Below are 26296 nucleotides of genomic sequence, written 5' to 3' on the forward strand. Positions count from 1 at the left end.
GTTGGGTGAAAGCAGGACCAGGTCATCAAGTCCGAAAGCATTCCGACGCCTTGGGCTTCGATGCTAGGCAGCGCATGTTATCGAAAATATGCGCCGCCCGTTCGAGCACAAATGTGCGCGACCGCGGCCTGGCCGCGCCCACGTAGGAAGTTTCAACCCGCCGCTCCTCGGTTGGTTTACGCCAAGCGAGCAAACCAGGTTTTGAAGTCCTGCTTGCCCAAGCGCGCGACGCCGCCTGGCAGCAGGGAGTCCGGCTCCAGCACGGCGCCAAAATAAGGTGCCTTCGGGTCGGGGATGACCTTGCGCGGATCTGCTTTAGCGGAGAGGAAGCGCTGTACCAGCTCAGCCATCGGAGCCTTCTCGGGGCCGGCAATTTCCACAATGCCGTTGACCGCCGGACCAAGCGCGTAGTCGGCGACCGCATCAGCGACGTCGTCAGAGGCAATGGGCTGCATTAGCCCGCTCGAAATGCGGATCTCCTGTCCCGGGCCACCGGACTCGGCGATGCCGCCAAGGAACTCAAAAAACTGGGTTGCGTGGACAATGGTGTAGGGAATACCGGCAGCGCGTATCAGTTGCTCCTGGGCCATTTTGGCGCGGAAGTATCCGCTCGACGCGAGCAATGGACGACCGGTGCCAACCACTGAAAGAGCTACGTGATGTTTCACACCAGCATTTGTCTCTGCGGCGGCAAGGTTTCGTCCCGACGTCTCAAAAAAGTCGAGAACGGCCTTATCCTCGAACGAGGGGGAATTGGACAAATCCACCACAACGTCCGTGCCCGCCATCGCCTCGTTCAGTCCTTCGCCGGTGATGGTATTGACCCCCGTGGACGGCGCTGCGGGAACAACCTCGTGATTGTGTTTGCGCAGGCGCTCGACGACTTTGCTACCAATAAGTCCGGTGCCACCAATAACAACGAATTTCATGGGAATTCTCCACTTTGCGTTGACGTTATGGGCGCGTCTCGAGTTCATGCTCGGCGTAATCGGCGAGAGTCCTTCCGCCGCCGGATGTCTCGCGGTGTTGGCTCGGCGAAACGATCGATGGCGTCGCAGGAAAGCGACGGCATCACGCGAAGTCCGCAAGCGAGTGCTTATTGCGTAGTGCCAGGGACAGCCGCTGGGTCATCATGCGTCGTGACCTTCAGCACCAGCGCGCACGGTGGCACGTCGCCACTCAGGGCGTGTCCAAAGTCGTACTGAAGCCCTTGGCGCGGCCAACAAACAATAGGCCAATAGTAATATCTGCTTCGCGCTCGGCGACCACTTTACAGCGACCTTGCAGGAGGGCATCAATATTTTGGATAAAAACTGATTCGTCGCGCATCGGAAACATTGCCATATCACTCCTTACTGGAATGTACCGAATGCTGAAAACAGTCTGCCTTTGCCCGAAGGACGCTTCAGTTACGCCGTTTGTGAAAGCCGATAAGAAATACGGACTCGACAAGACCGGGCTGGCATAACAAGTGGTTGGCACGATCGCGCCTGCCGATTGTTGCTTCGACGCCCGACGCCGAGCGCGCGGGCCTTTCCTGAGGAGACAACGTATGCGCATGTTCAAGACAATCGGCCTGCTGTGCTTGCTCGGTTGCTCCGTAACCATCGCACCACTGGCTTTAGCCCAGAGTGCTTCGACCGCGGCCCAAGCACAGGTCGCAGAGCTCATGACCAAGGCCCTCAAGGACTACCCAGGCAAGGAAGGGAAAATGATCCTCGTGACGTACCCGCCTGGCTCTGCCGATCCGGTTCATCGCCATGACGCCCATGCCTTCGTTTACGTACTCGAAGGCTCCATCGTGATGGGGCTGAAGGGTGGCAAGGAAGTGACGCTGGGGCCCGGACAGACCTTTTACGAAGGGCCGGACGACATCCACACGGTTGGCCGCAACGCAAGCCTTACCCAGCCGGCGAAGTTTGTAGTGTTTCTGCTAAAGGACCAAAACAAGCCGGTGCTGACGCTGGTGCACTGAGCTTTCGCGGAGCCGCTTCGGGCCGCTATGCGACGGGCGTCCGCCATTCGACGTGGCGGGTCGGAATCAGTCGCGCCAGGTCGGCGCAGGAAGGACATATCCTGCACCGGCTGGCGTTGTCTGTCACAAACGTGCCTGTGCAAACGTCTTCGGTACATGGACATCGCAACCGCCACCTTTTACCACCTGCGCCCCAGGCTGCAGGGCATCGCCTACCGCATGCTTGGTTCCGTTTCGGAATCCGAGGACATTGTGCAGCACGCCTGGCTGCGCTGGCTCGAAGCGGACAAAGCTAGCATCAGCAACGCCGAAGGGTGGCTGGTGGCGACCACCACCCGAATTTCAATCGACCGCCTGCGTGCGGCCAAAGTGCCTAGACAGCCATGCGTCGGCATTTGGCACCCGGAGCCCGTGCTCGCTGAGCCGCCCGCGGCGCCTCAAGAGATCGAAGCGTTTTCCCGCGAAGTCTCCTTGACATTTCTGACCGCGCTTGAAGAGCTGCCGCCCGACGTCCGCGCCGCGTTCCTGCTGCGTGAGCTGTTCGACTTTGGCTACGACGAGGTGGCCGGGTTGCTCGGAAAGAGCGAGGCCGCCTGTGGTCAACTCGTGCAACGGGCCAAGACACTGCTGCGTGAAGGACGCCCAGTGGGTCGCGTGCCCAGCGAGGCCCACCAGAAGCTGATGCTCAGCTTCGCCCACGCCCTCGCTCAAGGCGACCTTGCGGGGTTGGCGTCAATGCTTGCCGATGAGGCGATGCTCATGGACGATGACGGCGGTCACGTCACGGCCTTGTCCAAGCAGATCGTCGGCGGGCGGCGCATCGCCGAGCTCTTGTGCGCAGGGACGCTGCGCCAAAAAAGTGCATTGCGGGTCGAACTCGCGATGATCAACGGCCAGTACGTCGTACTGCGCTATATCAACTGCGAGCTCGAGTCCGCACAGTGCTGCGAAAACGATGGCGAATGCATTGTCCGCATCCACGTACAACGCAACCCTAAGGAGCTGGCCCAGCTAGTGGTGGCCATCACAAAACGACAGGCCCTGCTGGCAGTCTGTGACGATAAGGGTATGCGATTTGCGTGCCATTGGAGCTAACTCATCCCTTCTGCGATTTTTGGATTGAGCAGCAAAGTTCGAGTTCTGCAGCGTGCGGGAATTCGCGCATCTAGCAGGCCGGCCGGCCGGCTGAGTTTAGCTTCCAAAAGGCAAAGGGATCCGAGCCACCCCGAAGTGGCTCGGAGGGGCGACGTATCAGCTGGGGTCGACGCTGATGTTGGGGCGGACCGACATGCCTACGCGCAGCCGGCGGATGTCATCCTGGTTCGGGTCCAGACGAATGCGCACTGGTAGGCGTTGCACAATCTTGGTGAAGTTCCCGGTGGCGTTATGGGCAGGCACGGCAGAGAAGCTTACGCCGCTGGCCGGACCCAAACTCTCCACCGAGCCCTTGAGGTGCGCTCCGGGCAAGGCATCGACGGTGATGTCCACTGACTGGCCGACTCGCATGCGGGCAAGTTGCGTTTCACGGAAATTCGCCTCCACATAGACCGCATCGAGCGGCACCAGGGTCAGTAGCGGCTCGCCTACACGAGTGTATGCACCGACACGGGCCCTACGTTGGGCCACGATACCGCTGACCGGCGCAACGATCGTGGCATAGGACAGCTTCAGATCAGCATCCGCCTTCGTGGCCTTAGCCTTGTCCAGATTGGCCTGGAGAATAGCCACTTGCTGTTCCGCTGCTCGTAGCCCAGCGCGGTCGCGTTCTAGCGTGGCCTGCTGGATATCCCATGCGGCATCCGCTTGTTGGCGGGCCAGGATGGTGCCAGAGCCATCACGAGCGAGGTTTGTGAAGCGGTTCCGATTGGCCTCGGCGAGCTTTAGGTTGGCAGCGGAGGCCGCGACCGTTGCGCGGGCTTCCGCAATCAAGCTTTGCTGCTGATCGAGCTGGCCCTGCAGGCTGTCTGCCGTCGCCTTCGCATTAACGGTAGCGATGCGCAGATCGCGTTCGTCGATGTTCAAGAGGAGCGCGCCGGCGTGGACGTCCTGGTTGTCTTCCACCGCCAGGCGGGTAATGACACCAGCCACTTGGGGGGCGATGACGGTGGAGTCGGCCTGCACGTAGGCATCATCCGTGCCTTGCTCTGACGCAGTCGATTCGGAGTGATTCAGGATCATGAAAGCGCCTGCCAGCGCGAAGGCGGTGATAACGCCGATCATGATGCGAAAGCGAGTGTTGGTAGCCATAGGATGCCGCGTACTGAGAAAGAGAGGGGTCAGGAGGCTGCGCTTGCCGAAGGAGCGGCAGAAGGTGGAGGGGGTGGGGTGGTGGGTGTTGTGGGTGCCGGGACGTGCTGGAGGTTCAGTACGACAGGAATCAGTACGAGGGCGAGTAACCCGAAAGCGCGATAGACATCTGCAGTAGCCAGCACGCCGGCTTGCTGCGCGATGGTGGCCCCCACAGATGCCCAGCGTGGGTCGTCCGAGGGCATTCGGGCGGCCAGACGGCCTGCCTCGTCGAGTAGCATTTCGGCGTGAAAGCGGCTGCGCACGGACGAAAGTTGGCCGACTATGGCACCGCCAAGCGTCGCGCTGAGCGCGCGGAACACGTTGACGATGCCCGACACATAGGGGCCTTCCTGCGGCTGCACGACGCTTGTGATCAGGAAGAGCAGGGGAACGATCGTCATCGGCAATCCGAGCGTGTACAGGATCTCCGGACTAACGAACTGCGCCACCATCCATTCGCTGGTAATAAGGCTTCCCAACCAGCAGGCGGCCGCAAGGCAGACGAGTCCCGCAGCAAAGATATGGCGGGCGTCTATCCAACGTTGATAAAGCAGCCCCGCCACGCACGAGCCCAGCACCAGCTGCGGCAGCCCGACGATCAGACCAATGGCCGCGCTTTGCTCCAAACGAAAGCCCTGCAGCTGCCCCAGTACATTGGCGGGCAAAGTGACCGCGGTCGCGCCAATGAGCAGCAGCAGGACGAACACGCTGAAACCCAGCCCCAGATTGCGGCGCTGGAGCATCTGCAGTTTGATGAACGGTGCAGGATGTCGCCATTCGCATGCCATGAACAACCCGGTGAGCATGGTTCCAGCGAGCAACGCCGCGGTCATAGCCGGGGAATGGAACCAGTCCAGGCGCACCCCTTGGTCCAGACCCACGACGAGCAACGCTAAGCCAGGAACGCCGAGCGTCAAGCCAACCCAGTCGGCCTCCCTCAAGCGTGGTAACGCCGTGGGCATCTTCGGCAAACCCCAGGCCACCAGCGCCATCGCCACTACGCCGATGGGGATCACGTGCCAGTAGACCCAACGCCAATCGCCTAAGCGATCGATGGCCAGCGTCGCCAGCCAGAGCGCGATGTTTGGCGAGAAGGTCGAGGTCAACGCGTAGAGCGCCAAGCCATGCAGTCGGAGGGACATAGGAAGGAAGCGCAGCGCACACATCATCAGCAGCGGAATCAGCGCACCGGAGAAGAGGCCTTGGAGCGCACGCAGAACAAGCAGCAGATGTAGTTCGCGCACGAAAGGCATGAGCGCTGCCAGCGCTAGTGCCCCTGACAACATGGCTAAGTGGAAGCGCCGTAGCGAAAAGGTGATGGCGAACCAGGACGCAAAGGGCATGGCCACAAGTTCCCCGGCAGCGTAGGCGGTACTTAGCCAAGAGCCATCGTCGTGGGCAAACCCCAGGACGCCCTGTAAATCAGCTAGGACTAGGCCGGGGACGCGACTGTTCAGCCCCGCCACCATGGCTGCCAACAAGACGCCGAGCAGGCCCATAGACATGCGAAAACCAAATACGGGCCCAGGTAGCGCAGCTGGCGGCGGGCTGCCTGGTTCCCCTGCTTGGGCGGTTGCAGCGGCCGTCATGATCGCTCCCCTCCAACCGCCGACGCTGTCAGCAACTCAGGCGACCAGCCACCACCCAATGCTCGATAAAGTGACACGACTGACAACGCGGACGCTGTTGCGCAATCGATCAGCTCGGCCTGACTGGCCAGCAGCGAACGTCTAGCCACCAAGACAGAGGTGAAGTCGGCTGTGCCTTGCTGATATCCGCGTTGCGCCACCTCGAGTGCGGTCTGGTTTTGCGTCAGTGCTTCTTGAAGTTGCTCCTGCCGTTTTAGTTCAGTGGTGTAGGCATTGAGCGCATCGTCAACCTCGTGCCAAGCTTTCAGGACCGTCTGCTGATACGCGATGCCTGCTAGGCGATGCCGAGCCTCACTCAGCTCGAGATTGCGCTCGAGTCGCCCGCCCTGAAAGATCGGTAGATAAAGTGTCGGACCGAAGGCAAACTGTCGCGAGCTCCAACTCCCCAGGTCGGTCCGGTCGAACGCTTGCACGCCGAGATTTCCTGTCAGGCTGATGCGGGGATAGAAATCCGCTTTTGCCGCGCCGATGTCGGCGACCGCCGCGCGTAAACGAGCTTCGGCTTGAAGGATATCCGGGCGATCGTGAGCCAGTTCGGAAGGCACACCGACGGGCAGATGCTGCGGCACGGAGGGCAGGGCGGCGCTGCCCAGGCGCGCATCCAGTTCCCGCGGCGGCTTGCCTAGAAGGAGTGCAAGTGCGTTCATCAAGGCGTCGCGCTGCTGGTGGAGTTGCGACAGGCGTGCCTCGATGGTCGCTACATCGGCGCGAGACGATGCTGCATCAAAGCGGGTCGCCACGCCGTTCTGCAGACGGCTATCGGCCAACTTCACCAGGTGTTCGGCGATCTGGCGATTCTCTTCAGTAATGGTGATCTGCGCTTGCGTACCACGTAGTAGCAGGTATATACGCGCCACGTCGCCGGCAACGGAGACCTTGACCGAGGCCCTACCAAAAGCACTGGCTTGTAAGCTGGCGTCTGCCGATTCACTCAGGTGACGCAGGTGGCCCCACAGGTCTAGCTCCCAACTAGCTTCCGCGCCGAGCAACCACGTATTGGAGGCACCGGTGGGGGCCCCGACTGCAGCCATTGGCGAGTGTTGGCTGATCCCGGAACGCGTATAGCTGGCTTCTGCGTCAAGTTGCGGCTGCCGTTCCGCGTTGGCCAGCCCAAGCTGCGCACGGCTCTCGTCAACGCGCGCGGCGGCAGCCTGAAGATCCAGATTGGACGCGGACGCCTCAGCTTCCAGGGTCGTCAGCGTTGCATCACCGAACAGTTGCCACCATTCGGACGGTAAGGATTCCTCTGTCAACGCGAGCGACTCGGCCACCGTAGCCCGGCGCACCTTTTCGGCTGCTGCGGGCACTGCGAGCGTTGGTGGACGAACGTCTGCCAATCTCATGCAGCCGGCGAGCGCCAGAGCCAAGACGGGCGCCATATAAACGGCACGGCCCAGATTTCGGCGTCGAATTGCTCTGTTCATTTGGAGTCCTAAAACGCTGATGTGCGCGGCCATCCACGCTCACGACCTTCGTTTGCTAAGAGGAACCACTGGGTGCATCTTGCCGTCACGCTCTTTCTTGACGCATTTGGTCCGGGTTCCGAAAAGAAACCACGCCAAAACAAAGGAGTACTTGATCCGGACGAATGGCCACTTTCGTTCGATCACTGGCGACCGTTCTTCCCTCGGCGTACGCCCGAGTCACGAACAGCACGAGGCCGCAGATGCTTGCGGCGATCAGAAATGAAATGATGCGTCCGAGGCCGGACGATGAGTTAGCGGACATGATGGCTGCCTCCAAACAAACAGAGATCGCTATGTGAAATGTTCACTTTTTCCTGCGTTGGATGACGCCAAGACGGAGTGGTCGGTGGCCGGCGTGACGGCGCGTCGCGGATGACGAGTCAAGAGCGATGCTAGTCGGCATCCATGCGTCGCGGAACCAGCTGTTGATGCATCATCACGTTGCGCCCGGAACAACAATGCCTCCGCGGCCGCTTCTCATCGAATGCCTCGGCAGTCGTCGATGACGCCATACATGAGGCCGTCGAACGAGCCATCCTCGGCACAGGCGTGACGGGTCGCCGGGCGCTCACCCGCAGCCTTCCCAAGGTGATCCGTCGCGACAACGGCAAAGAGCGTTGCGGCAAGGCCATGGTTGTTTTGGCTCACGCGCATGGCGTGCACCTACGCCTGATCGAATCAGGCTAGCGAAACCAGAGCCCCTATATCCCTTCGTTCAACGTCTTCTTGAGCGACGAGTACCTCAACGAACACCGCTTTCACAGTCTTCAACACGCGCCTACAGGGATCGAAAACTGGCGCCGAGAATACAACGAGGAGCGACGAAGAAGGCGTTGGGCGGCTTGGCACTCGCCGCCTACGCCGAGCAGATACGTGACCCTAGGCTCTCATTAGTGTTGTCACTGAAGCGGGGGCGTTTTCGGGCCACGAGAAGACATTATCCCTGCGTGAAATGTCATTTTTTGCAAGCTTTTCACAACTGTATTTTTTCCTAATGACTAGCGGCAAAAGTTGGAGATTGCCTGGCATCGGCGCAAAATACGGGCCTAGCCGGGGCCGCCTTGCAGGGCCTGAAAGCCATTACGGGCGACGACCCCGGCTCACTTTGGAGGTTCATTCCACGGTCGTATCAAGGGGTAATTTATGCTCCGCTCAATTATTGCCATGGGCTGCATGCTTGGCCTGTACGTCAATGCATTCGCCGCGGACGTTAAGTCGATCTCACGCCTCGCCGCCGGACCCGATAACATTCTTTTCGTCGCCGATTGGAAAGCCGCGGAGGTTCACGCCATCGAGCTTCCACCGGCGGCGCAACAGCCCGCGGGGACCACGTTCAACGTCCTCGACCTGGAAACGCTGCTCTCGCAACAGGTCGGCGGTGCAAGAGTGGCCGTGGAGGACATGGTGGTTCGCCCCGGAACGGCGCAGGTCTTTGTCGCGATTAGCTACGGCCCGGAGAAAACGCCGGCATTGTTCATCGTGACCAGCGACAAGAAAGCGCATAAGGTCGATCTGAAGGCCGCGCGTTCGACCTCGGTGGCGCTTCGCGACGCGCCCGCGGCAGACGAAAAGTTCTGGAAGAAGTTTCCCGAGCGAAGCTTCACGGTCACTGACATGAAGTGGCATGACGGCGAGCTGTTTGTGGCCGGACTTTCGAACCAGGATTTTGCCTCGACTCTACGCCGCGTCCGCTATCCGTTCGACGCCAAGCAGTCGATTAGCTCCGTGGAGATCTTCCATGGCGGGCATGATCAGCTCGAGACACGCGCGCCGATCCGTGCAATGAGCTTCGCGAACCTTGGCGGAAAGCCCTACCTCGTCGCCGCTTATACGTGCACACCGCTGGTGATTATTCCGATCGATGATCTGAAAGATGGCGCTCATGTGCGCGGCAAGACAGTGGCCGAACTTGGCTACGGCAATACGCCCGCTGACATGGTCTCATTCACGAGAACCTCGCAGGGTAAGACTACGGACCTTCTCATGCTTGTGAACTACAACCGGATAGCGGACGTCATCCCGGTGTCGGAACTGGAAGCGGCACGTGTCCGTCCCGGCATCGAAAAGCAGGTTCCGTACGGGCAGATCACCGGGCTCGATGTGGGGGAGGCCCCTCTTGCCGGCGTGATGCGCCTCGACAACCTCGATGACAAGTCGTTCGTTGCTGTTCGTCGCGACCTTCAGCAGGACGAGCTGCAGTTGGTCACCATGGGCAAGGACCTGAGCTTTCGTTTGACGGATCACATCTCGGAGTACACCTTCCCCGATTTCAGCTTCAAGGGAAAAAAGCCCCAGCAGCAATACGTCAACATGCTGCTGAAGGATGAAGAGCTACCGGAGTTCATCAAGGCTTCGGATTAAAGCCATGCGCTGGCGAAAGCTCCTCGGTGGCATGGCCTTTGCCATGGTGTTGCAGGTCGCAACGGCCGGACCGTCTGAGCCGCGGGTCGTACTCGTGCAGCCATCAGGTGCCGTGGCTCCCGCTAACCTTCTTCGTCTGTCGGTCGTGTTCGATGCGCCGGTCGAAGGTGCAGTGCTGCCGAGGATCGCTCTTTCCCATGCCGATGGTCGACCGCTGCAGGAGCCATTCCTGCAACAGGAGTTGTGGTCACCAGACGGAAAGATCCTGACGCTGCTGTTGCATCCCGGGCGCGTCAAGACAGGTCTGGTCGCGCGCGAGCAGCTGGGTCCTATCTTAAGTGCGGGGGATGACGTGGTACTCACGTTCGATGGGCATCTCATCAAGCAATGGCACGTAGGTCCCGTGGACGCGACGGGTCCAGTCGCGTCAGCGTGGAAGTTGTCGCATTTACGCTCCGGTTCGCGTCAACCACTCGTCGTTACTCTCGACGGACCGATCGACGGTCGCGACGTCGACTACTTGGCGGTCGTTGGAGCTGCAGATCGTCTCGTCGAAGGGAAGGCCCAATTGCAGGAGGGCGAAACGACGTGGACGTTCACGCCGGTTGCGGCATGGCAGCCCGGAGAATACCGCTTAGTCGTGCGAGATACTCTGGAAGATCCATCTGGCAATCGACTCGGTGGGCACTTCGAAACGCCCATAGGGGCTCCGCAGTCTAGGGCGACTGTGACCGCCATCGCTTTCAAAATTGGCCCGGACTCGTCGTCTTCGGGCAGGGCCGGCCTCGAGCGCAGTGATTAGTCATGGTTATCTCGGAGAGGGGAGGGGCTCCGCCAAGATGAGTAATGTACCGTTCCGACTCGATATCGGTATTCCGCCCCGTTCTCAGTGACCATGTCATGGCGGCTAGGTAGCTGGCCGAGAGAAGGGCAGCTTTGCCTTGCGCCACGTAACAAGTCACCGCTTCCAGCTAGTTTCACGCTAGTGGCGACACGCCAGTGATCGCGTTCAGGGCCTTGCGCGCGATCCAGAACAGTATTTCCGAAAAAGCAAGTAAACCGAAGCCGAGAAGAATGCCGAGAAACCGATGTTCGGCAGGCGAAGTGTCTGCTAGCGCGTAGCGATCGGGCACAAGGACGACCAGAAAGGCCAATGCGAACTGGACGCCCACATACCCGTATTGATGGGGGCCGTTCTCAACAAACCGTCCGATGGCCACGCCAAGACAGAGCCCCAGGGTAATCAATACCGGGTTGTGGTGGCTCAACAGCAAGATGCCTGCCGCCAGCAATGCGCCCATGGCACAGCCAACGACACGATGTACGAGCCGGACGTGCACGACGGATCGTCCGCCATCGAGAGCAGACAAGGGAACCGTCATCACGGCGATCACCGTAACCCCTGCCTGGATAAGCAGTGGACGGGAGATCCAGTTGGGAAGTAAGGCGAGCCAAATGACCGTGAATCCCGTCTCGAACGAGTGCCATGCGCCAAGGGTGTGCCAGCTCAGGCCCGAGGGATTTGAAGGGGGCGGCCCGCATGGGCTAGCCGCCCTCCAGGTCTTTGAAGCGACGTAACCCACCAACAAGCTGGCCATCGTGCCGATCAGAACATCTTCTATGCGCGACAGGGCAAATGTGGTCGGTGGAACGTGATGCGCCGACATACCCTCGACAAATACCATCAGGAAGGTCAGACCCGTAAACAGCCACGCATATGGGTGACGCCACAGCAGGGTCAGGTACATCGTAACGAATACGACTGCACCCAGCAGAAGGCCGGCCCCGAGCCCCGGTCCTGCGATAGGCGTGGCTATCAGCACGCCGACGAAAGCACCCGCGAGCGTACCAAGAATGCGAAGCGTGGCACGTTGAAGGCTGACGGCGAAGTTCGATCGGATAACCATGAATGCGCTGAAAGCCGCCCAACCAACGTGCGCTTCACCCACCCATTGCGCGACAACCGTTGCCAGCAGCACGGAAGCAACCGCTTCCGCGGCATCGATCCAAAGTTGCGAGGGCATGGGATGGGGGCGTTGGCCCTTCATTCGCTTAGGTTCGCGGCGTCGCCGTTATACGAGGCTGCGCAGAATCGCGTTGCCCCAACGCCGCGCTCAGAGGGAAACCACTTTAGCGAAGAAGCAAGATCTAAAGCCCGCGTTGCTTCATGTCGATGGCAGCTGACCAGGCGCTGGTGGCCTCCAGTTGTCAGATGATCCCAGCTAAATTCGTTACCGAGCAACGCAACCGCATTTGAAGCGACGTTCAGCTGGTTCTCCTGGCGTTTGCGTTGACGGGTTGAATCCGCAATCCAAGGCAATGAGATGGACTCCTCGCCGTCTTTGGCATCGAGTGCCAGACTGGAAGAGACGCCCAGGGTGCCCTAGCAAGAGCAAGCGGTCAGTATGCCCAGTTGGCCGGCACGTAACGAAAGGCTTTGCCGTCGACTGCGACTCGGCCGAGGGTCGGGAACGACAAGTGACTGGCCATGAACAATTCGCCGGTCGCCGCAGCCTCCTTCAAAAGGCGAATCCGGACGCGAGTCGCCTCCTCGGGCTCGTGATCGAAGGCGTTCTGCCATTCGGGGCACTCGACACCGACCGGGACCAGGGCGTCACCAGCGAACGTCAGTAGCTCGCCGCCGGACGCCACTCGAACCACGCTGTGCCCGGGGGTGTGGCCGCCGGTGAGTGTGACGACGACCCCTGGCGCTACCTCGTACTCCTTGTCGAACGGCCGCAACTCGTTGCGGTACGCGTCAAGGAACTTCCGGGCACTCGACCGGATGATGTCCTGAATACCGCCAAACGTGTTGTGAGAGAAATCGGGCGACTCAAAGAATTCGACGTCGGTCTGCGACACGTGGATTCGCAGGTCCGGACGCATCCGACTTCTCAATCGCTCATCGAGCAGGCCGCCAATGTGGTCCATGTGAATGTGGGTCGCTACCACATCGGTCACCGACTCGGGATCGATGCCAGCGCTCTCCAATCGTCGTGCCAACCGCCCGGCCCGCGTGGCGTCGGGCATCTCCGACCCCACCCCTGCGTCGACGAGAATTGTCCTGCCACCGCTACGGACCACGATGACGTTCAGTCCCCAATCGATCACGTCCGGCAGGAATCTGTCACGCAGTGCGGCGTCCCGGACTGCCGCATCGACGTTGGTGCCGAGGATATTGGCTGGTATCGGTATTGCCCCATCACTGAGCACCAGTACGTCGATATCGCCGATGCGCGTAGCGTAACGCGACGGAACCAACTCGCGATCAGCTTGGTGTGATTCGTGACAAATGCACATGTTTGACTCCTGCTTCCGCAGTCGTTTCATTGCCGACGATCCTCATGACAAAGGTTCCAGGTCGCCGGTCCGTTGGATTTTCGCTACAAGTAACTTACGGAGTCGGCCCATCGTCCGGTAGACATGCGAACGGGCACATTGTGGTGCGCCCCGGGCAATAATCACGGATGGCGAGAACACCGGCCACGTAACACCAGCATCCCCGATCCGCACACTAGATCAATGAAGTGCTGTTTCTGCACGGATTGAGCTAGGCAGTGTGGGCAAAGGACCCTCTCGTTGAACTCGACAGTTCGAAGATCGCCCCAATGACGCATTCGGCTGCCGACGTTTTTGTTCTCATCGGCGCGGTTTATGCGTCACCTGCGAAGACGCGATGGGCAGTGGCACTTGGATGACCTTTATGTTGACTATGGCGCTGGAGCGATCTTCTCCGGCTCATATGAAGGCCGTTGCGTTCGCTGCTACGTGGAGAAACGCAATGCTTTCCTAGCCAAGGAGACTTCAGGCAGGGCGGCCTTTTCGGACGTTATCCGCCGATATAAAGCTTTGATCCACACCGCTGCTCTCGAGTCAATCAAGCGGAGTGGCGTCAGTGCAGATCCTCGGGGCAACCATGTATCGGCCCAAGATTTTGATGCTGCGGAAGAGGCCCGCGAGGCGGGCCGGTAATGTCCGCTTCCAACGGAATCCGCAGCCCAATGCGGACTTTAGCAAATCCCGAAACGCTCACCCCTTGGCCGCCACAGGGCAGGGTGATTAGGGCAAGTTATCGTGGCTAGACACTGACCGCTTCTCTAGGCGCCGATAGTGGCCCATGCGAATTCATCGACTCGTGCTTGGCGTCAGCTTCATGTTCTGAAACTTGATAGTCCTAGGCTCACCACCATGGACGATGCCGCACAATCCTTCTTGGCGTAGCCTCCAAAGTTGGCCGCCTACTGGTCATGATGCTCGGTCTCTCGAAACTCGTCACGACTCGGGGTCGGCTCGCGCGTCTAACCAAAAGCCATTGGACAGTTCCGGACTTGTCAGCCGCGCACGCCTCAGAATGATTGCGGCGATTGCCGCTGGGACAGCCCCCTGATTAATCCACATATGCCGCAACAGGCGGAAGAGGGGAGCCAGCGCGACCAAACGCGGTCCATTCAGACCTGGTTGGACTACGGCATCACCTACGCTAGCTACCATCTGCGATTCTTATTTCAACCTCACTCATGCATTCAGAAAGGTTTTACAAGTAGGTCAGGTGATATTTTTTCTGCAGCGCCTTAAGCACCGCCGGATCAGGTTTCGCGGGTGCGGCCGCTGCGATCAGTTCGCCGGCGTCTTTGAAGAAGCCTTCCGCGCCACCGGGCGTAAAGGTAGTGAGGAACCGACAAGGTGTGCTGCCGGAATTCCGGAATGTCTGCGTGATTCCACGGGGCGCGACGACGTAGTCGCCGGGGCCTGCGTCGTAGACTTGATCGCCGATCGACATCTGAAGTTGGCCTTCCAGAATATAGTTGTTTTCGTCTTCACTCTCGTGAATGTGCAGTGGCACAACTCCACCAGATGGCAGGACAGTCTCCATCAAGGAATAGGTTCCGCCGGTTTCTGATGCGAAAACCTTGATGTTCATGTCTGCACCCGTCGGATGCTTGACGTTGTGACCATCCGAATGAGCGATTGCGCGGGCTGTGAGGGTTTGCGTGTTCAAGTTGTTATCCTTTGTCATTGAGTTAACCCGTTTGTTCTCACGGACGCGGCGGGTCCTGCTGGCATTGTCTGGTCGAATGTCTTGGTTCGACGACGACGACCCGTGGCCCGTTAGCGTTCGTGTCGATCAGGCTATGTTGGCCTCACTAGTGAAGCGCGAAATTCCATTGAACGTCGGTTATCGACGTTCATCTGCCCGACCGCGATCGTCAAGATGGAGGCGATCTGCATTTCACAGTCTGGCAATCTTGTCAGCCAGTCGTGAACCCGCCGTCGACTGCGTGGGTCGTACCGGTCGCATAGCTGGAGTCGTCCGACAGCAGGTATGAGACGAGGCCCGCCACGTCTTCGGGCGTGCCGTGACGGCGCAGGGGAACGGTCTCGGCAAAGCTCTTGTTGCTGCCGGCGAACACCTCGTCAGCGAGTTTGAACGTCATGCGGCACGCGATGGGGCCTGGCGCCGCAGCGTTGACCCTGATCCCACGCGGCCCCTGCTCGAGGGCCGCAGTCTTGGTCATGCCGATGATTGCGTGTTTGGAGGCCACATAGGCGACGATGCCGGCGCCGCCCACCACGCCAAGCGCACTCGACATGTTTACCACCGATCCTCCGTCGCGCATCCGCGGAAGTACGTGCTTCATGCCGAGGAAGACGCCGCGGACGTTGACAGCCATGACCCGGTCGAAGTCCTCTTCGGGGAATTCGACAATCGAACGCACTGGCGTCTGAATACCGGCATTGTTGACGAAGCCGTCGACCGGCCCCCAGAGCGCGAAAGCACGAGTGGCGTAGCTGAGGACCTCTTCACCGTTGCTGACGTCGGCGACGAAGATTTCCAGGACCCCGGCACCGGAGACCTCAGCGACTAGGTGCGACAGACCTGCGTCATCAGAGTCCACCGCCAAGACGTTAGCGCCCTGACAGATCAGGCGTTTGATGATCGCCGTGCCGAGATCGCCCGAGGCGCCGGTAACGATGATGTTTTTTCCTGAGAAGAGCATGAGACTTACCTTTGGAGTTGGGGGCAACGGTCAGGCGCCCTGCGTGGCGAGGGACGAAATCATCGAGAAGCGACGCAGACGAATGTCGCCGGCGATGAGGTTGGGGGCGACCTCAAGGAAGGCCTGCAGGTGCGGGGCTTTCATGTGGGCGTCAAGGCCCTCTGCCGAGCGCCAGTTCTCGTAAACGAGCCAGACGTCGGCTTCGTCGAGCGACCGATGAAGGTTGTAATTGAGGCGTTCGCTCTCGGCGCGGGTGGGAGCAACGAACGCGCGGAGGGCCGCACCCAAGGCTCTGGTCTGGCCAGGTCGAGCTCGGAAAAACGCGAGGTTGGTAAACTGAGTCATGGCGAATACCCTTCTTGGAAATTACCGGACGCCTTAGTCGAGATCAGGCGGTGAGGATCTCAGCCAGGCGTTCGCCAATGACTACGCAGGGCGCCTGGGTGTTGCCCGTGGTGATGCTCGGCATGATCGAGCCGTCAGCGATGCGCAGGTTCTTCACGCCGTAAACCCGTAACTGCGCGTCGACGACCGAGAAATCGTCCTGGCCCATCTTGGCGGTGCCGGTCGGGTGGTGCATCGACATCGCTCCGTCGCGGACTAGGTTGTCCAGTGCCTGGCCTTCGAGGGGGCCCGGCAGAATCTCGCGCTTGACGAACGGCCTCATCGCCTCGGAATTTCCGAGCTGGCGCGCGATCTCCATGCCCTTGCGCAAGGCAGCGAGGTCGCGTGGATCGGCCAGCATGTTGGCGTGAATTTCCGGTGCTTCGCGAGGATCCGCCGATTTCAGCCGCAGGAAGCCACGGCTCTCCGGACGCGCCAGGCCCGGACTGATCGACCAGGCGTTCTCAACCGCGTACCGCCCGGTGACTTCGGAGAGATAAGGCGCCTCGATGTGCCAGATATGAAGGTCGGGCGTATCAAGTTCCGGACGGCTCTTGACGAAGAGATTGGCTTCGGCCGCGTTGTTGCGAAGGGGCAGCGGTTCCGGTGCTTCCCACAGCCCGCCGCCGATGATCGGGTGATCCTGGAAGTTCTGCCCGACGCCCGGCAGATGCGACACCGTAGCAATGCCGAAGCCGCTCAGCTGCGCACGATCGCCGATCCCCGAGAGCATCAGGATCTTCGGCGTCTGGATCGCTCCGGCCGACAGCACCACCTCGCTCGCGGCCTTGATCGTGCGAAGTTGCCCCTGCCATTCAAACTCGACGCCGGTAACCGTGTTGCCCTCGACGGTGAGGCGATTGACATAGGCGCCAGTCAACACGGTCAAATTGGACTGATCCATCACGGGATAGAGATAGCTGGAGGGAATGTTCAAACGGCGGCCGTCACGGATGCGCACATTGGTGATCGCTGCGCCACCGGGCCCTTCCTGCATGACGCCGTTCTGATCAGCGAAGGTGGGTACGCCCAGGGATTCGGCGGCGCTCAGGAAAGCGGGCGCGATCGAACTCGGATGGGGAGCGGGCTGGACGAAGACCTCGCCACCACTGCCGCGGCGGCTGGAATCGGGGGCGCCGTGCCAGTCTTCGATGCGCCGGTAGATGTCGAGGACGTGCTGGTAATTCCACGCGTCATCGCCGGCTTCCTTGGCCCAATGGTCGAAATCGTTCTTGTGACCGCGAGCCCAGACCATGCCGTTGATGCTGGTGCCGCCGCCGAAGGCTTTGCCCATCGCCTGGACGATCGAGCGCTGGTTGACGCTTGGGCTTCGCTCGGCGCCGAAGTTCCAATCGAACTCGCCACCTTGATTGAAGAACCAAGTTTCGGTGATCAGGATGCCGGGCGTGAGATCCTCGCCGCCCGCTTCGAGCAGGAGTACTTGCGCGTTTCGGTTCTCGGCTAAGCGTCCCGCGACGACCGAGCCGGACGCGCCGGAGCCGATGACAATGTAGTCATAGGTGGATCGCAATGCGGCACGACGGGTCGCCTGATTGCTGGCGATGGCAACGAACTTGTCGGCCGCCTCCGCAACGACTGCAGCGGGTAGACCCAGGTTTGCGGCGCGCTCGACAAAGGTCGCGCGGTCGATTTGACGGCTGAGCAGTTGGCCTTCCAGCAGTGCGAACTTCACGCTGTTCGAGGCAGAGGCGGTATCAAACATGGTCGTTCTCCGGGCGCTAGGGGCGCGGTTTTGGCCGGCCCTCGTGATTGACAGGGAGAGCCTAGGCATGCGACTGTTTGGCCGCAATGACTTATAACCCTTGATTTCTGCCAATGACCAAGCAAAACGATTCGCTCGCCCGCTGCGTCCTGTTTGTTGCCTTCGAAGGCATGGGCCTGCTTGATCTCACCGGCCCGCTCACAGTGTTCTGGTCAGCGTCCAGGTTCATGGAACAGCAGGGCGACCACGGCTACATCCGACATACGGTCAGCCTTGATGGCGGACCGATCGTGACCGTCGAGGGCGTGACGATCGACACCGTGCCAATCTCACGATTCAATGCCGCGGAGATCGACACGATCGTGATCCCTGGGGCGCTGGAGATGGAACCGACGCTTGCGGACCGTCGTCTCGTCGATTGGCTGGCGATCAACGCTGTCAGAGCCCGGCGCACTGCATCGGTCTGCGCCGGCGCCTTCCTGTTGGCCGAGGCCGGCCTGCTCGACGGGCGCCGGGCCGTGACTCATTGGGCTTCCTGCGAACTGCTGGGTCAACGCTACCAGAGCCTGACCGTCGAGCCCGATGCTATCTTCATCCAGGACGGGCCGATTTGGACCTCGGCCGGGGTCAGCGCAGGCATCGATCTCGCACTTGCTCTGGTCCAGGAAGATGGCGGCCGCAACATTGCCATGCAGGTTGCCCGTCAGCTCGTGATCTATCTGAAGCGACCTGGTGGCCAATCGCAATTCAGCGAGCTGCTGCAGTCGCAGACCATGAGCTCGACGACCTTCGAGAAGTTGCACCTGTGGATCTCGAACAACCTCAGCAAAGATCATCTAAACGTTGACCTGCTGGCCGAGCACGTCGGCATGAGTCCGCGAAATTTTGCCCGAAGCTACAAAGCCAAAACCGGCCGCACACCGGCTAAGGCCGTCGAGATGTTCCGGCTGGAAGCCGCCCGTCGGCTGCTGGAAGACACCGAGGATGGCGTCGATCGCATTGCTCGCCGCTGCGGATTCGGCGATGAAGAGCGCATGCGCGTCACCTTTCAACGACACTTGGCGATTTCGCCGCGTGACTATCGGCGCCGCTTTTCGATTCATGCGCTGACGGCTGCGACGAATGAAGGCCTGGACACTTGAGGCGTCGAAGACCATTGAATGAAACTTGGCTGCAATCCTGTGGCAGGTTCGCCGATCACTTCCAGTCGAACACGGGTGCGTTGAAGCTCAGCTACAAATTTTAAGCGTTCGTGAGACCGGGTGCCGCGGAAAGTCTTGTCGCGGCGCCCGTGAACTTTGCAGAACAGCACGTTTCTCGATAGAGCAGAGTGTTTAGCCCGAATTATCGCGGGTATGTTCCTGTCTCGGCGCCTCAACACGCCACCGCCTTAGACGAGAGATCGGCCGGCAATTCCGCCATGACGGCCGCCTTAACTGAGGGGCCAGATCGGCTCCGGTCCATGACGATCCACCGCCGCAAGTGATGAAGTCACAATGAGGAAAGTGTTCAGAGGGGACATGCGAGAGCCCTCGATAAGGGGATGCGGCCGAATTAGGGCGCTAAAATTCGACGCACCGTGGCGAGCAAAGCCCATAGGCCAGCACCGACTAACGACGTTTGGATCAGTGTGAGCAGGTACTGTGCATAGACGTTCTTCATAGATTTTCCTCCGCTCCGAAGGGGGCCGCCATCGAGCTACGTTTCGGCGTTTGAGGCGGCCTTCCTGCTGGAAAAGTTAGGCCGAGCAACCGCGAACTTATTGAATGATCTTGCAAACGATTGCGTGTTCCTGTGCAGTCGCTCGTCTCACCATTTATTCTGACGAGGCGTTCGTCACTTGCGGTGGTAAACGTTGCACAGCCTGAGCCTTGAGAGGCGCGAGGGTGTGTGGGTGCAAACAAGGGTGTGCTGCAGCGATGCGGAGCACACGTTACCCACGATCGCCCCGATAAATAGCGTTGAGGAACGCCAACACCGCCGCACCGTCCCCTTGAGTTACAAGTTGTAGAGCCGTCATGTCGCCAAACTCTTTAATGGGTACCTCGCAATACCATTTGAGCGCCAGCACGAAGCCTGGCTCAATTTCTCGAGCGAGCTCCAATACAGCCAGGGCCGCGGCAAGCGAAGGAGCCTTTACACCTTCGAATAATCGTTGACTGAAGGATGGCGGTCTAATTGCTTGGTGGTCGGTCCTAGACTCACGCTGGATTGATTCATGAGGGGTGGTCATGGCTAAAACTTCGATTGGTGTCGCACACATGGGAGTAAGACTTTTGAGCATGGCTTGCTTCCTTTAGCTAGATATCGGTCATCACAGCGTTTCAGTGCACAGAAACCCAAACCCTGACCCAGCGGATGAACCTGGTGGCAAATGGCAATGACGGCACGAAATACGCTGTCGTCAGCGCCGGCTTGCACTGCCTAGAAATCTGTGGCCAGGAATAATCGCCAGCACTTCCCTATAGGCCGATCAAAACGGCGGCAACAAGAGTGTCACCAGAGCATCAGAAGAGTGAACGCATCGCCGACGGTAGCTCGTGTTTTGCGCTGAGAGCGATCTACGTCGAGCCAGTGTTCACTGCCATACTTCGGGAAACGGACATGCCGTTGAACCGAGTTACTTGACGGCATTCCCACCGAACGGACAGCCCGCACGTTCCAGTGCAGCCAATCGCCCCTTCCAGCCGCCCGTGCGGTAAGCAACCGAGACTTCGTACACGCCGCGGCGCACCGCGAGGACAGGGTCATTGGATGGCTCAATGCCATCGGTCAATCGCGTGGGATCGTGCATCATGACCGGATCGCCGATCTCTTCGACGGTGGTCGTTCGAACGATCTGGAGCTGTCCAATGCGTACACGCGGACGATCTTCGGGCCACGGCGCATTCGGGTCGTTCTTCGGGTCACCCGAGCCCGCAAGCTGCAAGACTAGATTGAAGATCACTGGCGCCTTGCGCAACCGCGCTTCGAGTTCTTCGAAGAGATATGAAGGTGGAAGCTTTTGCAACTCATCCAAGGTCTGGCCGGCAACGCCAGCGTCAGGCTCCCAGTGATAGCGCGCGTATTGCACCTCACCCGCATCGTTCACAAAGCGGAAGGCGTGCAGCATGTGAAAGGCTGTCTGGGCAAGACTGATCGATGCCGGCAGGTTTTTGGCGAGCTGGACAGCGTGTGCGACCCATGGACGGGCGGCCAGAAATGGCTCGATACGATAGGGATCGGGCTTGCCGGTTCCGGGGTCAGGCCGCACGGCCTCGAGAAATTCGAGGGTCTCCTCGGGCGTTCGCGCGAAAAACAGTGGAAAGGGCAGCGAGACAAGATCCGTCACTGTGCCATCGGGAAGATAGAATCGTGCCGACATGGAGGCCGTTGTGGCCGGCCCCCAAGGATTTCCCGATCCGCTGTTCGAATAGCGCACTGTCACTGGCACGGAATCGCCCTGCAGATGTACGGCTCGACTGAGTGCTTTCGCTTCGGGTGTGGCCCTGAACACACCGGCATAGTAACGACCCGATGCATGAACATCTCGATAGCCGGGATGAAACCCCTGAAAATCCTGGTGGATCATCTCCACCAGCTTTGCGGACAGATGGTACTGACCGTGATTTACGTTATGTTCCACGTCGCACTCCTTAAGCGGTTCTATCAGGGCTGACTCAGCTTGCGGCCGAGTCCAGCAGGTCATCGAACGCCTTCTGCGTTCTCAAGGCTTTCCACACCTCCCGAACCGATGCGTCGGGATACGCGCTATAGAAGCCCACAGCCGTGACTTGCTGGCTCACGATCCAGTCCTTGATGCCGGGGCTGTGGATGCCGGGATAGCCTGTACATTCGTGAAATAGGAGGTCGATTTCATCGGGAATGATGGTGGCGAAATCGTCGATATAAGACTCCCAGCTACCATCAAAAGTGGAGGCGAAAATGACGCGGGTGTCGTTATCAAAAATAACGAACCGCAGGTCGTGTACCGTGCCGATGCGATCGGTGTTCTTTTGACGCTCGCCATCGAATCCTCCGGCCAGGAGCTTGCGCATCCGTTCCGCGCCTCCTGGCTTGATTCCGCAGATCAAGGTGAACTCGTTCGATTGTCCGGCCTTCGTGCCAGGCCGAGCCACGGGAGCTGTCGTCGTGTGATTCATGGGTGCCTCCTCTGGGCATAGTGATCTCGGTCTTTGTCGTCAGCTTCGATTGAGTGGGTTTGGTTCGCCGTTTTCGACATCCATACCGGCCAACCATCTCAATGCACGCAGGCCAGGCATGAAGCAGTATTCGCCCCCGCGGACGGCAACGAACTGCGGTAGTCCATGAAGTCGACGACGGACGGGGCGCTTAGGAATGGTGAAGATCCCGTCACCTTCCGCATTGCCCACGATGGGGTCCTGCTCCTCTGCGTGGCCGATGAAGTTTCCGTCGGTCATCCATTGTGATTGCACGAATTCGAATTGCCGACGAAGGTGCGCACCCACAAAAAGGAAAACACCGCCGCGCTCTTCGCCGTCATCCTCTACTACGCCTTCGGGCAATGCCGGGCCGTAGTTCGTGCCACGTCGCAGAAAGTGGTGAAGATTTACCGCAGCCACATCATTGCTCAGGGCATCTCTGGGATTGACCCGTCGAATGTGTGCGCTGAATGGGCACTTCAATCCCTGCATGTCGTTTGCATAGCTGAAAATGTCATTTCGTTCTGCGTCCGCGCCCAGCGTGGCGTCGTCTTGCTCAGGAGAAAGAACAAGTGGCGCACCACTACGCCATCGGCCGACCATCTTCGCTGCAATCAACTCTTGTTCCTCTGCCGAGGAAGCGTGTTCAATTAGATACTCTCGAAAGGCAGCGACTCTGGTGTGGAACTTGCGAAAGGCCAAAAACGTACCGTTACGGCGTAACACGTCTGGCTGTGGACTCGTCGCCGTCTCTCCCAGCTCGTCCGGATAGCCGAGGATGAATTCGCCAGCCTTAATCGAAGGTCCAAAGCCGGGATGCGCGGGGGCACCACTGCCTTCAACGTGAGGGTTGTGAAGTCCATCCTTGAACCCAAACGGATTGCGCCCGCCGGGAAGCTCGCTGAACTTCATGCGATAGATAACCGGAACCTCTGGCAGGTCGTTATGGCTTTGCCTCGCCCGATCCAATACCAGTTCGAGGCTTTGGTCGTCCCTGGCATAGATCGCCAGCGCAACATGCATGTCCGTGGTGCCAAACGGATATTCCCAGTTAGAAGGCGCGTTTCCTCCGAGGTCATTGATAGCGAAGGCTCGTGCCGCCATTCCTTCTCGAAATTCGGGAGGAAAACTGTCCAGTGACGCCTGTGGCACGCCCAGTGCCCTGAGGCCCTGATAGGTGAAAGCGATGCCCAACCAACCGGGCAGGGTGGGTTCCCACCAGTCATTCGCAGTTGCCACGTGGGGAATGATCCGGCGAAGCATTTCGCGCCCTTGCACCGCATCATCGATGCGAAGTACCACGTACTCGCCTCTATACGGAGAGGGGCGAGGGCGCAGGACGGTGGCTTGGATGTCGCTCACGTCCAGCGCGACGGCATCTCTAGCAAACGTGCTCGTATCGGTTTTCGTGTCCATTTCGCTTCCGCTCGATTGATTGAATCGGCGCTTTCATTCGGAGGTGTTGACAGCTGACGTGATGCGCCATCCGCCTGCTGCCAAAGTCACTAGGTAGATCACGGCGAATCGCGACATCACGGCGCCTGTGCCGTCGCGTCGGATCCACACCGCGTCAACCAGTGCTGCTCGCGGATTGAGCACGCAGATTTCGCATCTATCGAGCGATGACCCCGAGAAGCCCGCTTGACGCAACCGAGCGAGTTCTCCACCCATCCCGTCTGCGCCTGTAATCGCGGCATCGCTCTCCATGACCATGTGGAATGTTGAGCCGATGAATCTAAGTGGCGCACCGTAGAACGCGAGCAGTGCTTCCACGTCCGAGCGTTTACCGGTGGCCAGTTCCACAAAGGTCGGGCCATAGTTCTGGAAGAGCTCCCGAATCCGCGAAACGATCTCGGCTTCACCTGGCACCGCGGTGGCGTTCGGTAGCTTCATGAGATTGACTCCGTCACTCCCGGTATGCAGACGGCTCGGCCGCGTAGTTTCCCGTCGGCAAGCGCGCGGTATGCATCCGCAACGTGGTCCAGCGGATAGCGATCGACGATCGCCTCGATCCGCCCGAGCCTCGCCAGTTCAATGACTTCCCGCAAGTTAACGGTGCCACCGTTGAGGCTCGTTGTGAGCTGAGCCCCCCACGGCACTTCGTGCAATCCAAACGGAATCGTTTTCAGCGCTGCACCGACGAGGGTCAAGCGCCCCAGTCTTGCCAATGCTGCAACACCGGTCGTGAGTGTGCTTTCGGCACCCACGCAATCGAGCACGAAACTCGCGCCAGCGCCGGACGTGATGTCCCGAATCAGTGCCGCGGTGCTCGCATCACTTGAAAGTGCGACGTCTGCGCCGTGTTCCTTGGCAAGCTCCAGATGCGCCGCATCGGTGTCCACCGCGATCACGCGCGCGGCGCAAAGAGTTCGAAGGAACTGCACGGCTAACATCCCGAGGCCGCCGACGCCGATCACCACCGCGGTGGAGCCAGGTACAAGTGACGGCAGGGCCGGCTTGATTGCGGTATAGGTCGTAAGGCCGGCATCAGTCAGCGGTGCGGCCAGAACCGGGTCGAAGTCACCCATGGGAACCACGAATCGCGCCTCGACAAGCATGTACTCCGCGAGCCCGCCATCGAGTCCCACGCCGGCGCCGATCAGGCGCGAAATGTAGTAGCAGAAGTTCTCTTCACCGCGTCTGCACGGAGCGCAGTGCCCGCAGCTTCCCCAGACGGGTACAACTGCGACCGGCTCACCGCTCTTGAACCCGACAACGCCCTGGCCGATCTGTGCGACCCAGCCGGCGATCTCGTGCCCCAATGTCAGCGGAGGCGGCGTATCAAACCATTCTTCCCTGGTGCGTTTCATCAGGCCTAAGTCTGTGTGGCACAGTCCACAGCCACCCACCTTGATAAGGAGCTGGCCCGGGCCCGGCGACGGTCGTGGAATCTCCTCAAGCCGCGGAGGTTCTTGGGGCTGGATCAGGCGAAAAGCGAGCATCTACGCACCCCTTGGTGATAATGCTGAATCCGACGGGTTGGTCCGAAACGACTTGCTGCTCCGCTCCGGTGATGTCCACGCTATGCTCTACCGGCCTGCCGAACTAGTGGGTAAAGTTGCAATGCGACCTTGCAACATACGAGAGGCCATATGGACCGAGTCGATGCCATGCGAATGTTTCTCGCCGCGGTCGATACCGGTAGTTTTTCTGCCGCGAGTCGCCAGCTCCAGATATCGCTTGCAACAGTCAGTCGACGCGTCGCAGAGCTTGAGGAGCACCTTGACGCTCGCCTGCTGCTGCGGGGAACGCGTAAGCTAGAGTTGACCGATGCCGGGCGCGCACTTGTAGATTCGTGTCGCCGCATTGTTGAAGACGTGGCCGAGGCCGAACGTGTCGCTGCGGGGGAGTTCCGTGTGCCGCAGGGAGAGCTGGTGATTAGCACGCCCACCGTCATGGGCCGCACGCATGTCGTTCCGGTGGCGGTCGATTTTCTCAACGCCTACCCAAGCATTAGCCTGCGCGTGCAGTTCACGGAGCGAAAGGTGAATCTACTGGAGGAGCACGTCGATGTGGCATTGCGCATCGGAGCGCTGCCGGACAGCAACCTGGTTGCCGTTCCTGTCGGACTGATTCGACAGGTTCTATGTGCGAGCCCCGCCTACCTGGAGCACCGGGGTGCGCCGAAGGTGCCGGAGGATCTCATCAACCATCACTGCGTGACCTACGAAAGTGTCTACGTCACTAAGGATAGGTGGGAATTCAGCGTCAAAGGCAACGCAAGCACCATCCAGGTTCCGTCTCGGGTGGTCGTGAACTCACTCGACGCGGCGTTAGCCGCGGCTTTGGCAGGGGCGGGAATCGCCAGAGTCATGTCGTACCAGGTCGATGACCTTGTTGATGCACACAAGCTGGTCCCGCTTCTCGAAGGCTTTGAACCTGCTCCGCTGCCGGCAAATCTCATCTACCCCGGCCAGCGCTGTGTGCCTCAGAAATTGCGAGCCTTTCTTGACTTTGCGGTTCCCCGCCTGAGGGAGAGGCTTGCAAAGCATGCATCTCTACCCCTCTGCGCAGGTCTACGTCCCCAATCAGACTAATCGGAATATCGTGGTCGCAAGTGACAAGGCACAGCATCGACTGAACCCTTCCTCACGATAGGGTTTCAAGCGGACACAAGTGGAGCTGAGGCGACCGAGATACGGGTGGTGTCGAGCTGGACGCCAGCATGGCCATCAGTGTGCACTGGGGCAGGGCGATTAGCCCGTGTTATCGGGGGTAGGCTACAGCCACGGCCTGATGGCGGCGCGCCGCCGGCTGCGTCGAAGATAAATGCGCGAGACAATTTTG

23 protein-coding genes and 1 pseudogene are annotated in these 26296 nt (G+C 59.8%); 7 read left to right on the forward strand and 17 right to left on the reverse strand.

Going from position 1 to position 26296, the window contains the following annotated elements; translation table 11 throughout:
- Positions 1 to 176: 176 nt before the first annotated feature.
- Together OUZ30_RS10080 and OUZ30_RS10085 are read right to left on the reverse strand one after the other, a co-directional pair.
- Complete coding sequence (locus tag OUZ30_RS10080; protein ID WP_266182116.1) at positions 177 to 929, reverse strand: SDR family oxidoreductase; 753 nt, start codon at positions 927 to 929, stop codon at positions 177 to 179.
- A 250-nt stretch (positions 930 to 1179) separates the two neighbouring features.
- Complete coding sequence (locus OUZ30_RS10085) at positions 1180 to 1344, reverse strand: hypothetical protein (RefSeq protein WP_266182117.1); 165 nt, start codon at positions 1342 to 1344, stop codon at positions 1180 to 1182.
- Positions 1345 to 1552: 208 nt separating this feature from the next.
- Here OUZ30_RS10085 and OUZ30_RS10090 point away from each other — a divergent pair, with 208 nt between their 5' ends.
- Both OUZ30_RS10090 and OUZ30_RS10095 read left to right on the forward strand, forming a co-directional pair.
- Positions 1553 to 1975, forward strand: a complete 423-nt coding sequence (locus OUZ30_RS10090) for a cupin domain-containing protein (RefSeq protein ID WP_266182119.1) — start codon at positions 1553 to 1555, stop codon at positions 1973 to 1975.
- Positions 1976 to 2131: 156 nt separating this feature from the next.
- A complete protein-coding gene (locus OUZ30_RS10095; RefSeq protein ID WP_266182120.1) occupies positions 2132 to 3070 on the forward strand; it encodes a sigma-70 family RNA polymerase sigma factor in 939 nt (312 codons plus the stop codon).
- A 156-nt stretch (positions 3071 to 3226) separates the two neighbouring features.
- On the opposite strand, the gene OUZ30_RS10100 is transcribed toward OUZ30_RS10095, so the two are convergent.
- The 3 genes from OUZ30_RS10100 to OUZ30_RS10110 all read right to left on the reverse strand — a co-directional run bounded on the left by OUZ30_RS10100 (position 3227) and on the right by OUZ30_RS10110 (position 7337).
- On the reverse strand, positions 3227 to 4222 hold the full coding sequence (locus tag OUZ30_RS10100; protein ID WP_266182121.1) for an HlyD family secretion protein: 996 nt from the start codon (positions 4220 to 4222) through the stop codon (positions 3227 to 3229).
- Positions 4223 to 4251: 29 nt separating this feature from the next.
- Positions 4252 to 5769 carry an MFS transporter gene (locus OUZ30_RS10105; protein WP_266182122.1) on the reverse strand — a complete coding sequence of 506 codons (1518 nt, stop codon included), beginning with the start codon at positions 5767 to 5769 and terminating at the stop codon, positions 4252 to 4254.
- Positions 5770 to 5849: 80 nt separating this feature from the next.
- Positions 5850 to 7337 carry an efflux transporter outer membrane subunit gene (locus tag OUZ30_RS10110; protein WP_266182123.1) on the reverse strand — a complete coding sequence of 496 codons (1488 nt, stop codon included), beginning with the start codon at positions 7335 to 7337 and terminating at the stop codon, positions 5850 to 5852.
- Between the two features lie 537 nt (positions 7338 to 7874).
- On the opposite strand from OUZ30_RS10110, the pseudogene OUZ30_RS10115 reads away from it, so the two are divergent.
- The 3 genes and pseudogenes from OUZ30_RS10115 to OUZ30_RS10125 form a co-directional block, all read left to right on the forward strand.
- Positions 7875 to 8251: pseudogene (locus tag OUZ30_RS10115) on the forward strand (integrase core domain-containing protein); the annotation flags it as partial.
- Positions 8252 to 8552: 301 nt separating this feature from the next.
- Positions 8553 to 9740, forward strand: a complete 1188-nt coding sequence (locus OUZ30_RS10120) for a hypothetical protein (RefSeq protein WP_266182124.1) — start codon at positions 8553 to 8555, stop codon at positions 9738 to 9740.
- A gap of 4 nt (positions 9741 to 9744) precedes the next feature.
- The gene (locus OUZ30_RS10125; RefSeq protein ID WP_266182125.1) at positions 9745 to 10542 is read left to right on the forward strand and encodes an Ig-like domain-containing protein; all 798 of its coding nucleotides are present in this window, start codon (positions 9745 to 9747) and stop codon (positions 10540 to 10542) included.
- Between the two features lie 175 nt (positions 10543 to 10717).
- Here OUZ30_RS10125 and OUZ30_RS10130 read toward each other — a convergent pair whose 3' ends face one another.
- From OUZ30_RS10130 to OUZ30_RS10155, 6 genes are all read right to left on the reverse strand, one after another.
- A complete protein-coding gene (locus tag OUZ30_RS10130) occupies positions 10718 to 11764 on the reverse strand; it encodes an FUSC family protein (protein ID WP_266182126.1) in 1047 nt (348 codons plus the stop codon).
- A 376-nt stretch (positions 11765 to 12140) separates the two neighbouring features.
- Positions 12141 to 13070: an MBL fold metallo-hydrolase gene (locus tag OUZ30_RS10135; RefSeq protein ID WP_266182127.1), complete on the reverse strand. Its 930-nt coding sequence runs from the start codon at positions 13068 to 13070 to the stop codon at positions 12141 to 12143.
- A gap of 1204 nt (positions 13071 to 14274) precedes the next feature.
- Complete coding sequence (locus OUZ30_RS10140) at positions 14275 to 14739, reverse strand: cupin domain-containing protein (protein WP_266182128.1); 465 nt, start codon at positions 14737 to 14739, stop codon at positions 14275 to 14277.
- Positions 14740 to 14989: 250 nt separating this feature from the next.
- Entirely contained in the window at positions 14990 to 15739 is a 750-nt protein-coding gene (locus OUZ30_RS10145) for an SDR family NAD(P)-dependent oxidoreductase (protein WP_266182129.1), read from the reverse strand.
- Positions 15740 to 15769: 30 nt separating this feature from the next.
- Positions 15770 to 16084: a putative quinol monooxygenase gene (locus OUZ30_RS10150; protein WP_266182130.1), complete on the reverse strand. Its 315-nt coding sequence runs from the start codon at positions 16082 to 16084 to the stop codon at positions 15770 to 15772.
- Positions 16085 to 16127: 43 nt separating this feature from the next.
- Positions 16128 to 17846 carry a GMC family oxidoreductase gene (locus OUZ30_RS10155; RefSeq protein ID WP_266182131.1) on the reverse strand — a complete coding sequence of 573 codons (1719 nt, stop codon included), beginning with the start codon at positions 17844 to 17846 and terminating at the stop codon, positions 16128 to 16130.
- A 113-nt stretch (positions 17847 to 17959) separates the two neighbouring features.
- Between OUZ30_RS10155 and OUZ30_RS10160 the strand changes: the two genes are divergently transcribed.
- Positions 17960 to 18988, forward strand: coding sequence for a GlxA family transcriptional regulator (locus OUZ30_RS10160; RefSeq protein WP_266182133.1), 1029 nt, complete (start codon positions 17960 to 17962; stop codon positions 18986 to 18988).
- A gap of 791 nt (positions 18989 to 19779) precedes the next feature.
- On the opposite strand, the gene OUZ30_RS10165 is transcribed toward OUZ30_RS10160, so the two are convergent.
- From OUZ30_RS10165 to OUZ30_RS10190, 6 genes are all read right to left on the reverse strand, one after another.
- Positions 19780 to 20130, reverse strand: coding sequence for a hypothetical protein (locus OUZ30_RS10165; RefSeq protein ID WP_266182135.1), 351 nt, complete (start codon positions 20128 to 20130; stop codon positions 19780 to 19782).
- A gap of 336 nt (positions 20131 to 20466) precedes the next feature.
- Positions 20467 to 21471: a catalase family peroxidase gene (locus OUZ30_RS10170; protein ID WP_266182136.1), complete on the reverse strand. Its 1005-nt coding sequence runs from the start codon at positions 21469 to 21471 to the stop codon at positions 20467 to 20469.
- Between the two features lie 34 nt (positions 21472 to 21505).
- Complete coding sequence (locus OUZ30_RS10175) at positions 21506 to 21988, reverse strand: hypothetical protein (protein ID WP_266182137.1); 483 nt, start codon at positions 21986 to 21988, stop codon at positions 21506 to 21508.
- 39 nt (positions 21989 to 22027) lie between these two features.
- Positions 22028 to 23425 carry a Dyp-type peroxidase gene (locus OUZ30_RS10180; RefSeq protein ID WP_266182139.1) on the reverse strand — a complete coding sequence of 466 codons (1398 nt, stop codon included), beginning with the start codon at positions 23423 to 23425 and terminating at the stop codon, positions 22028 to 22030.
- 33 nt (positions 23426 to 23458) lie between these two features.
- Positions 23459 to 23902 (reverse strand): DUF6841 family protein, encoded by a 444-nt coding sequence (locus OUZ30_RS10185; protein ID WP_266182140.1) that lies wholly within the window; start codon positions 23900 to 23902, stop codon positions 23459 to 23461.
- Positions 23899 to 24951, reverse strand: a complete 1053-nt coding sequence (locus tag OUZ30_RS10190) for an NAD(P)-dependent alcohol dehydrogenase (protein WP_266182141.1) — start codon at positions 24949 to 24951, stop codon at positions 23899 to 23901. Before OUZ30_RS10190 ends, OUZ30_RS10185 begins: the two co-directional genes overlap by 4 nt.
- Before the next feature lie 150 nt (positions 24952 to 25101).
- Here OUZ30_RS10190 and OUZ30_RS10195 point away from each other — a divergent pair, with 150 nt between their 5' ends.
- Positions 25102 to 26046, forward strand: coding sequence for a LysR family transcriptional regulator (locus tag OUZ30_RS10195; RefSeq protein ID WP_266182142.1), 945 nt, complete (start codon positions 25102 to 25104; stop codon positions 26044 to 26046).
- Positions 26047 to 26296: the final 250 nt, after the last annotated feature.

It is taken from the genome of Dyella humicola (genome assembly GCF_026283945.1).
Classification (GTDB): domain Bacteria; phylum Pseudomonadota; class Gammaproteobacteria; order Xanthomonadales; family Rhodanobacteraceae; genus Dyella; species Dyella humicola.

Excerpts from the sequence above, each read along its gene's own strand:
- OUZ30_RS10080 (WP_266182116.1), bottom strand. The coding sequence starts at position 929 with ATGAAATTCGTTGTTATTGGTGGCACCGGACTTATTGGTAGCAAAGTC.
- OUZ30_RS10085 (WP_266182117.1), bottom strand. The coding sequence starts at position 1,344 with ATGGCAATGTTTCCGATGCGCGACGAATCAGTTTTTATCCAAAATATT.
- OUZ30_RS10090 (WP_266182119.1), top strand. The coding sequence starts at position 1,553 with ATGCGCATGTTCAAGACAATCGGCCTGCTGTGCTTGCTCGGTTGCTCC.
- OUZ30_RS10095 (WP_266182120.1), top strand. The coding sequence starts at position 2,132 with ATGGACATCGCAACCGCCACCTTTTACCACCTGCGCCCCAGGCTGCAG.
- OUZ30_RS10100 (WP_266182121.1), bottom strand. The coding sequence starts at position 4,222 with ATGGCTACCAACACTCGCTTTCGCATCATGATCGGCGTTATCACCGCC.
- OUZ30_RS10105 (WP_266182122.1), bottom strand. The coding sequence starts at position 5,769 with ATGTCTATGGGCCTGCTCGGCGTCTTGTTGGCAGCCATGGTGGCGGGG.
- OUZ30_RS10110 (WP_266182123.1), bottom strand. The coding sequence starts at position 7,337 with ATGAACAGAGCAATTCGACGCCGAAATCTGGGCCGTGCCGTTTATATG.
- OUZ30_RS10120 (WP_266182124.1), top strand. The coding sequence starts at position 8,553 with ATGCTTGGCCTGTACGTCAATGCATTCGCCGCGGACGTTAAGTCGATC.
- OUZ30_RS10125 (WP_266182125.1), top strand. The coding sequence starts at position 9,745 with ATGCGCTGGCGAAAGCTCCTCGGTGGCATGGCCTTTGCCATGGTGTTG.
- OUZ30_RS10130 (WP_266182126.1), bottom strand. The coding sequence starts at position 11,764 with ATGCCCTCGCAACTTTGGATCGATGCCGCGGAAGCGGTTGCTTCCGTG.
- OUZ30_RS10135 (WP_266182127.1), bottom strand. The coding sequence starts at position 13,070 with ATGAAACGACTGCGGAAGCAGGAGTCAAACATGTGCATTTGTCACGAA.
- OUZ30_RS10145 (WP_266182129.1), bottom strand. The coding sequence starts at position 15,739 with ATGCTCTTCTCAGGAAAAAACATCATCGTTACCGGCGCCTCGGGCGAT.
- OUZ30_RS10150 (WP_266182130.1), bottom strand. The coding sequence starts at position 16,084 with ATGACTCAGTTTACCAACCTCGCGTTTTTCCGAGCTCGACCTGGCCAG.
- OUZ30_RS10155 (WP_266182131.1), bottom strand. The coding sequence starts at position 17,846 with ATGTTTGATACCGCCTCTGCCTCGAACAGCGTGAAGTTCGCACTGCTG.
- OUZ30_RS10160 (WP_266182133.1), top strand. The coding sequence starts at position 17,960 with ATGACCAAGCAAAACGATTCGCTCGCCCGCTGCGTCCTGTTTGTTGCC.
- OUZ30_RS10165 (WP_266182135.1), bottom strand. The coding sequence starts at position 20,130 with ATGCTCAAAAGTCTTACTCCCATGTGTGCGACACCAATCGAAGTTTTA.
- OUZ30_RS10175 (WP_266182137.1), bottom strand. The coding sequence starts at position 21,988 with ATGAATCACACGACGACAGCTCCCGTGGCTCGGCCTGGCACGAAGGCC.
- OUZ30_RS10180 (WP_266182139.1), bottom strand. The coding sequence starts at position 23,425 with ATGGACACGAAAACCGATACGAGCACGTTTGCTAGAGATGCCGTCGCG.
- OUZ30_RS10185 (WP_266182140.1), bottom strand. The coding sequence starts at position 23,902 with ATGAAGCTACCGAACGCCACCGCGGTGCCAGGTGAAGCCGAGATCGTT.
- OUZ30_RS10190 (WP_266182141.1), bottom strand. The coding sequence starts at position 24,951 with ATGCTCGCTTTTCGCCTGATCCAGCCCCAAGAACCTCCGCGGCTTGAG.
- OUZ30_RS10195 (WP_266182142.1), top strand. The coding sequence starts at position 25,102 with ATGGACCGAGTCGATGCCATGCGAATGTTTCTCGCCGCGGTCGATACC.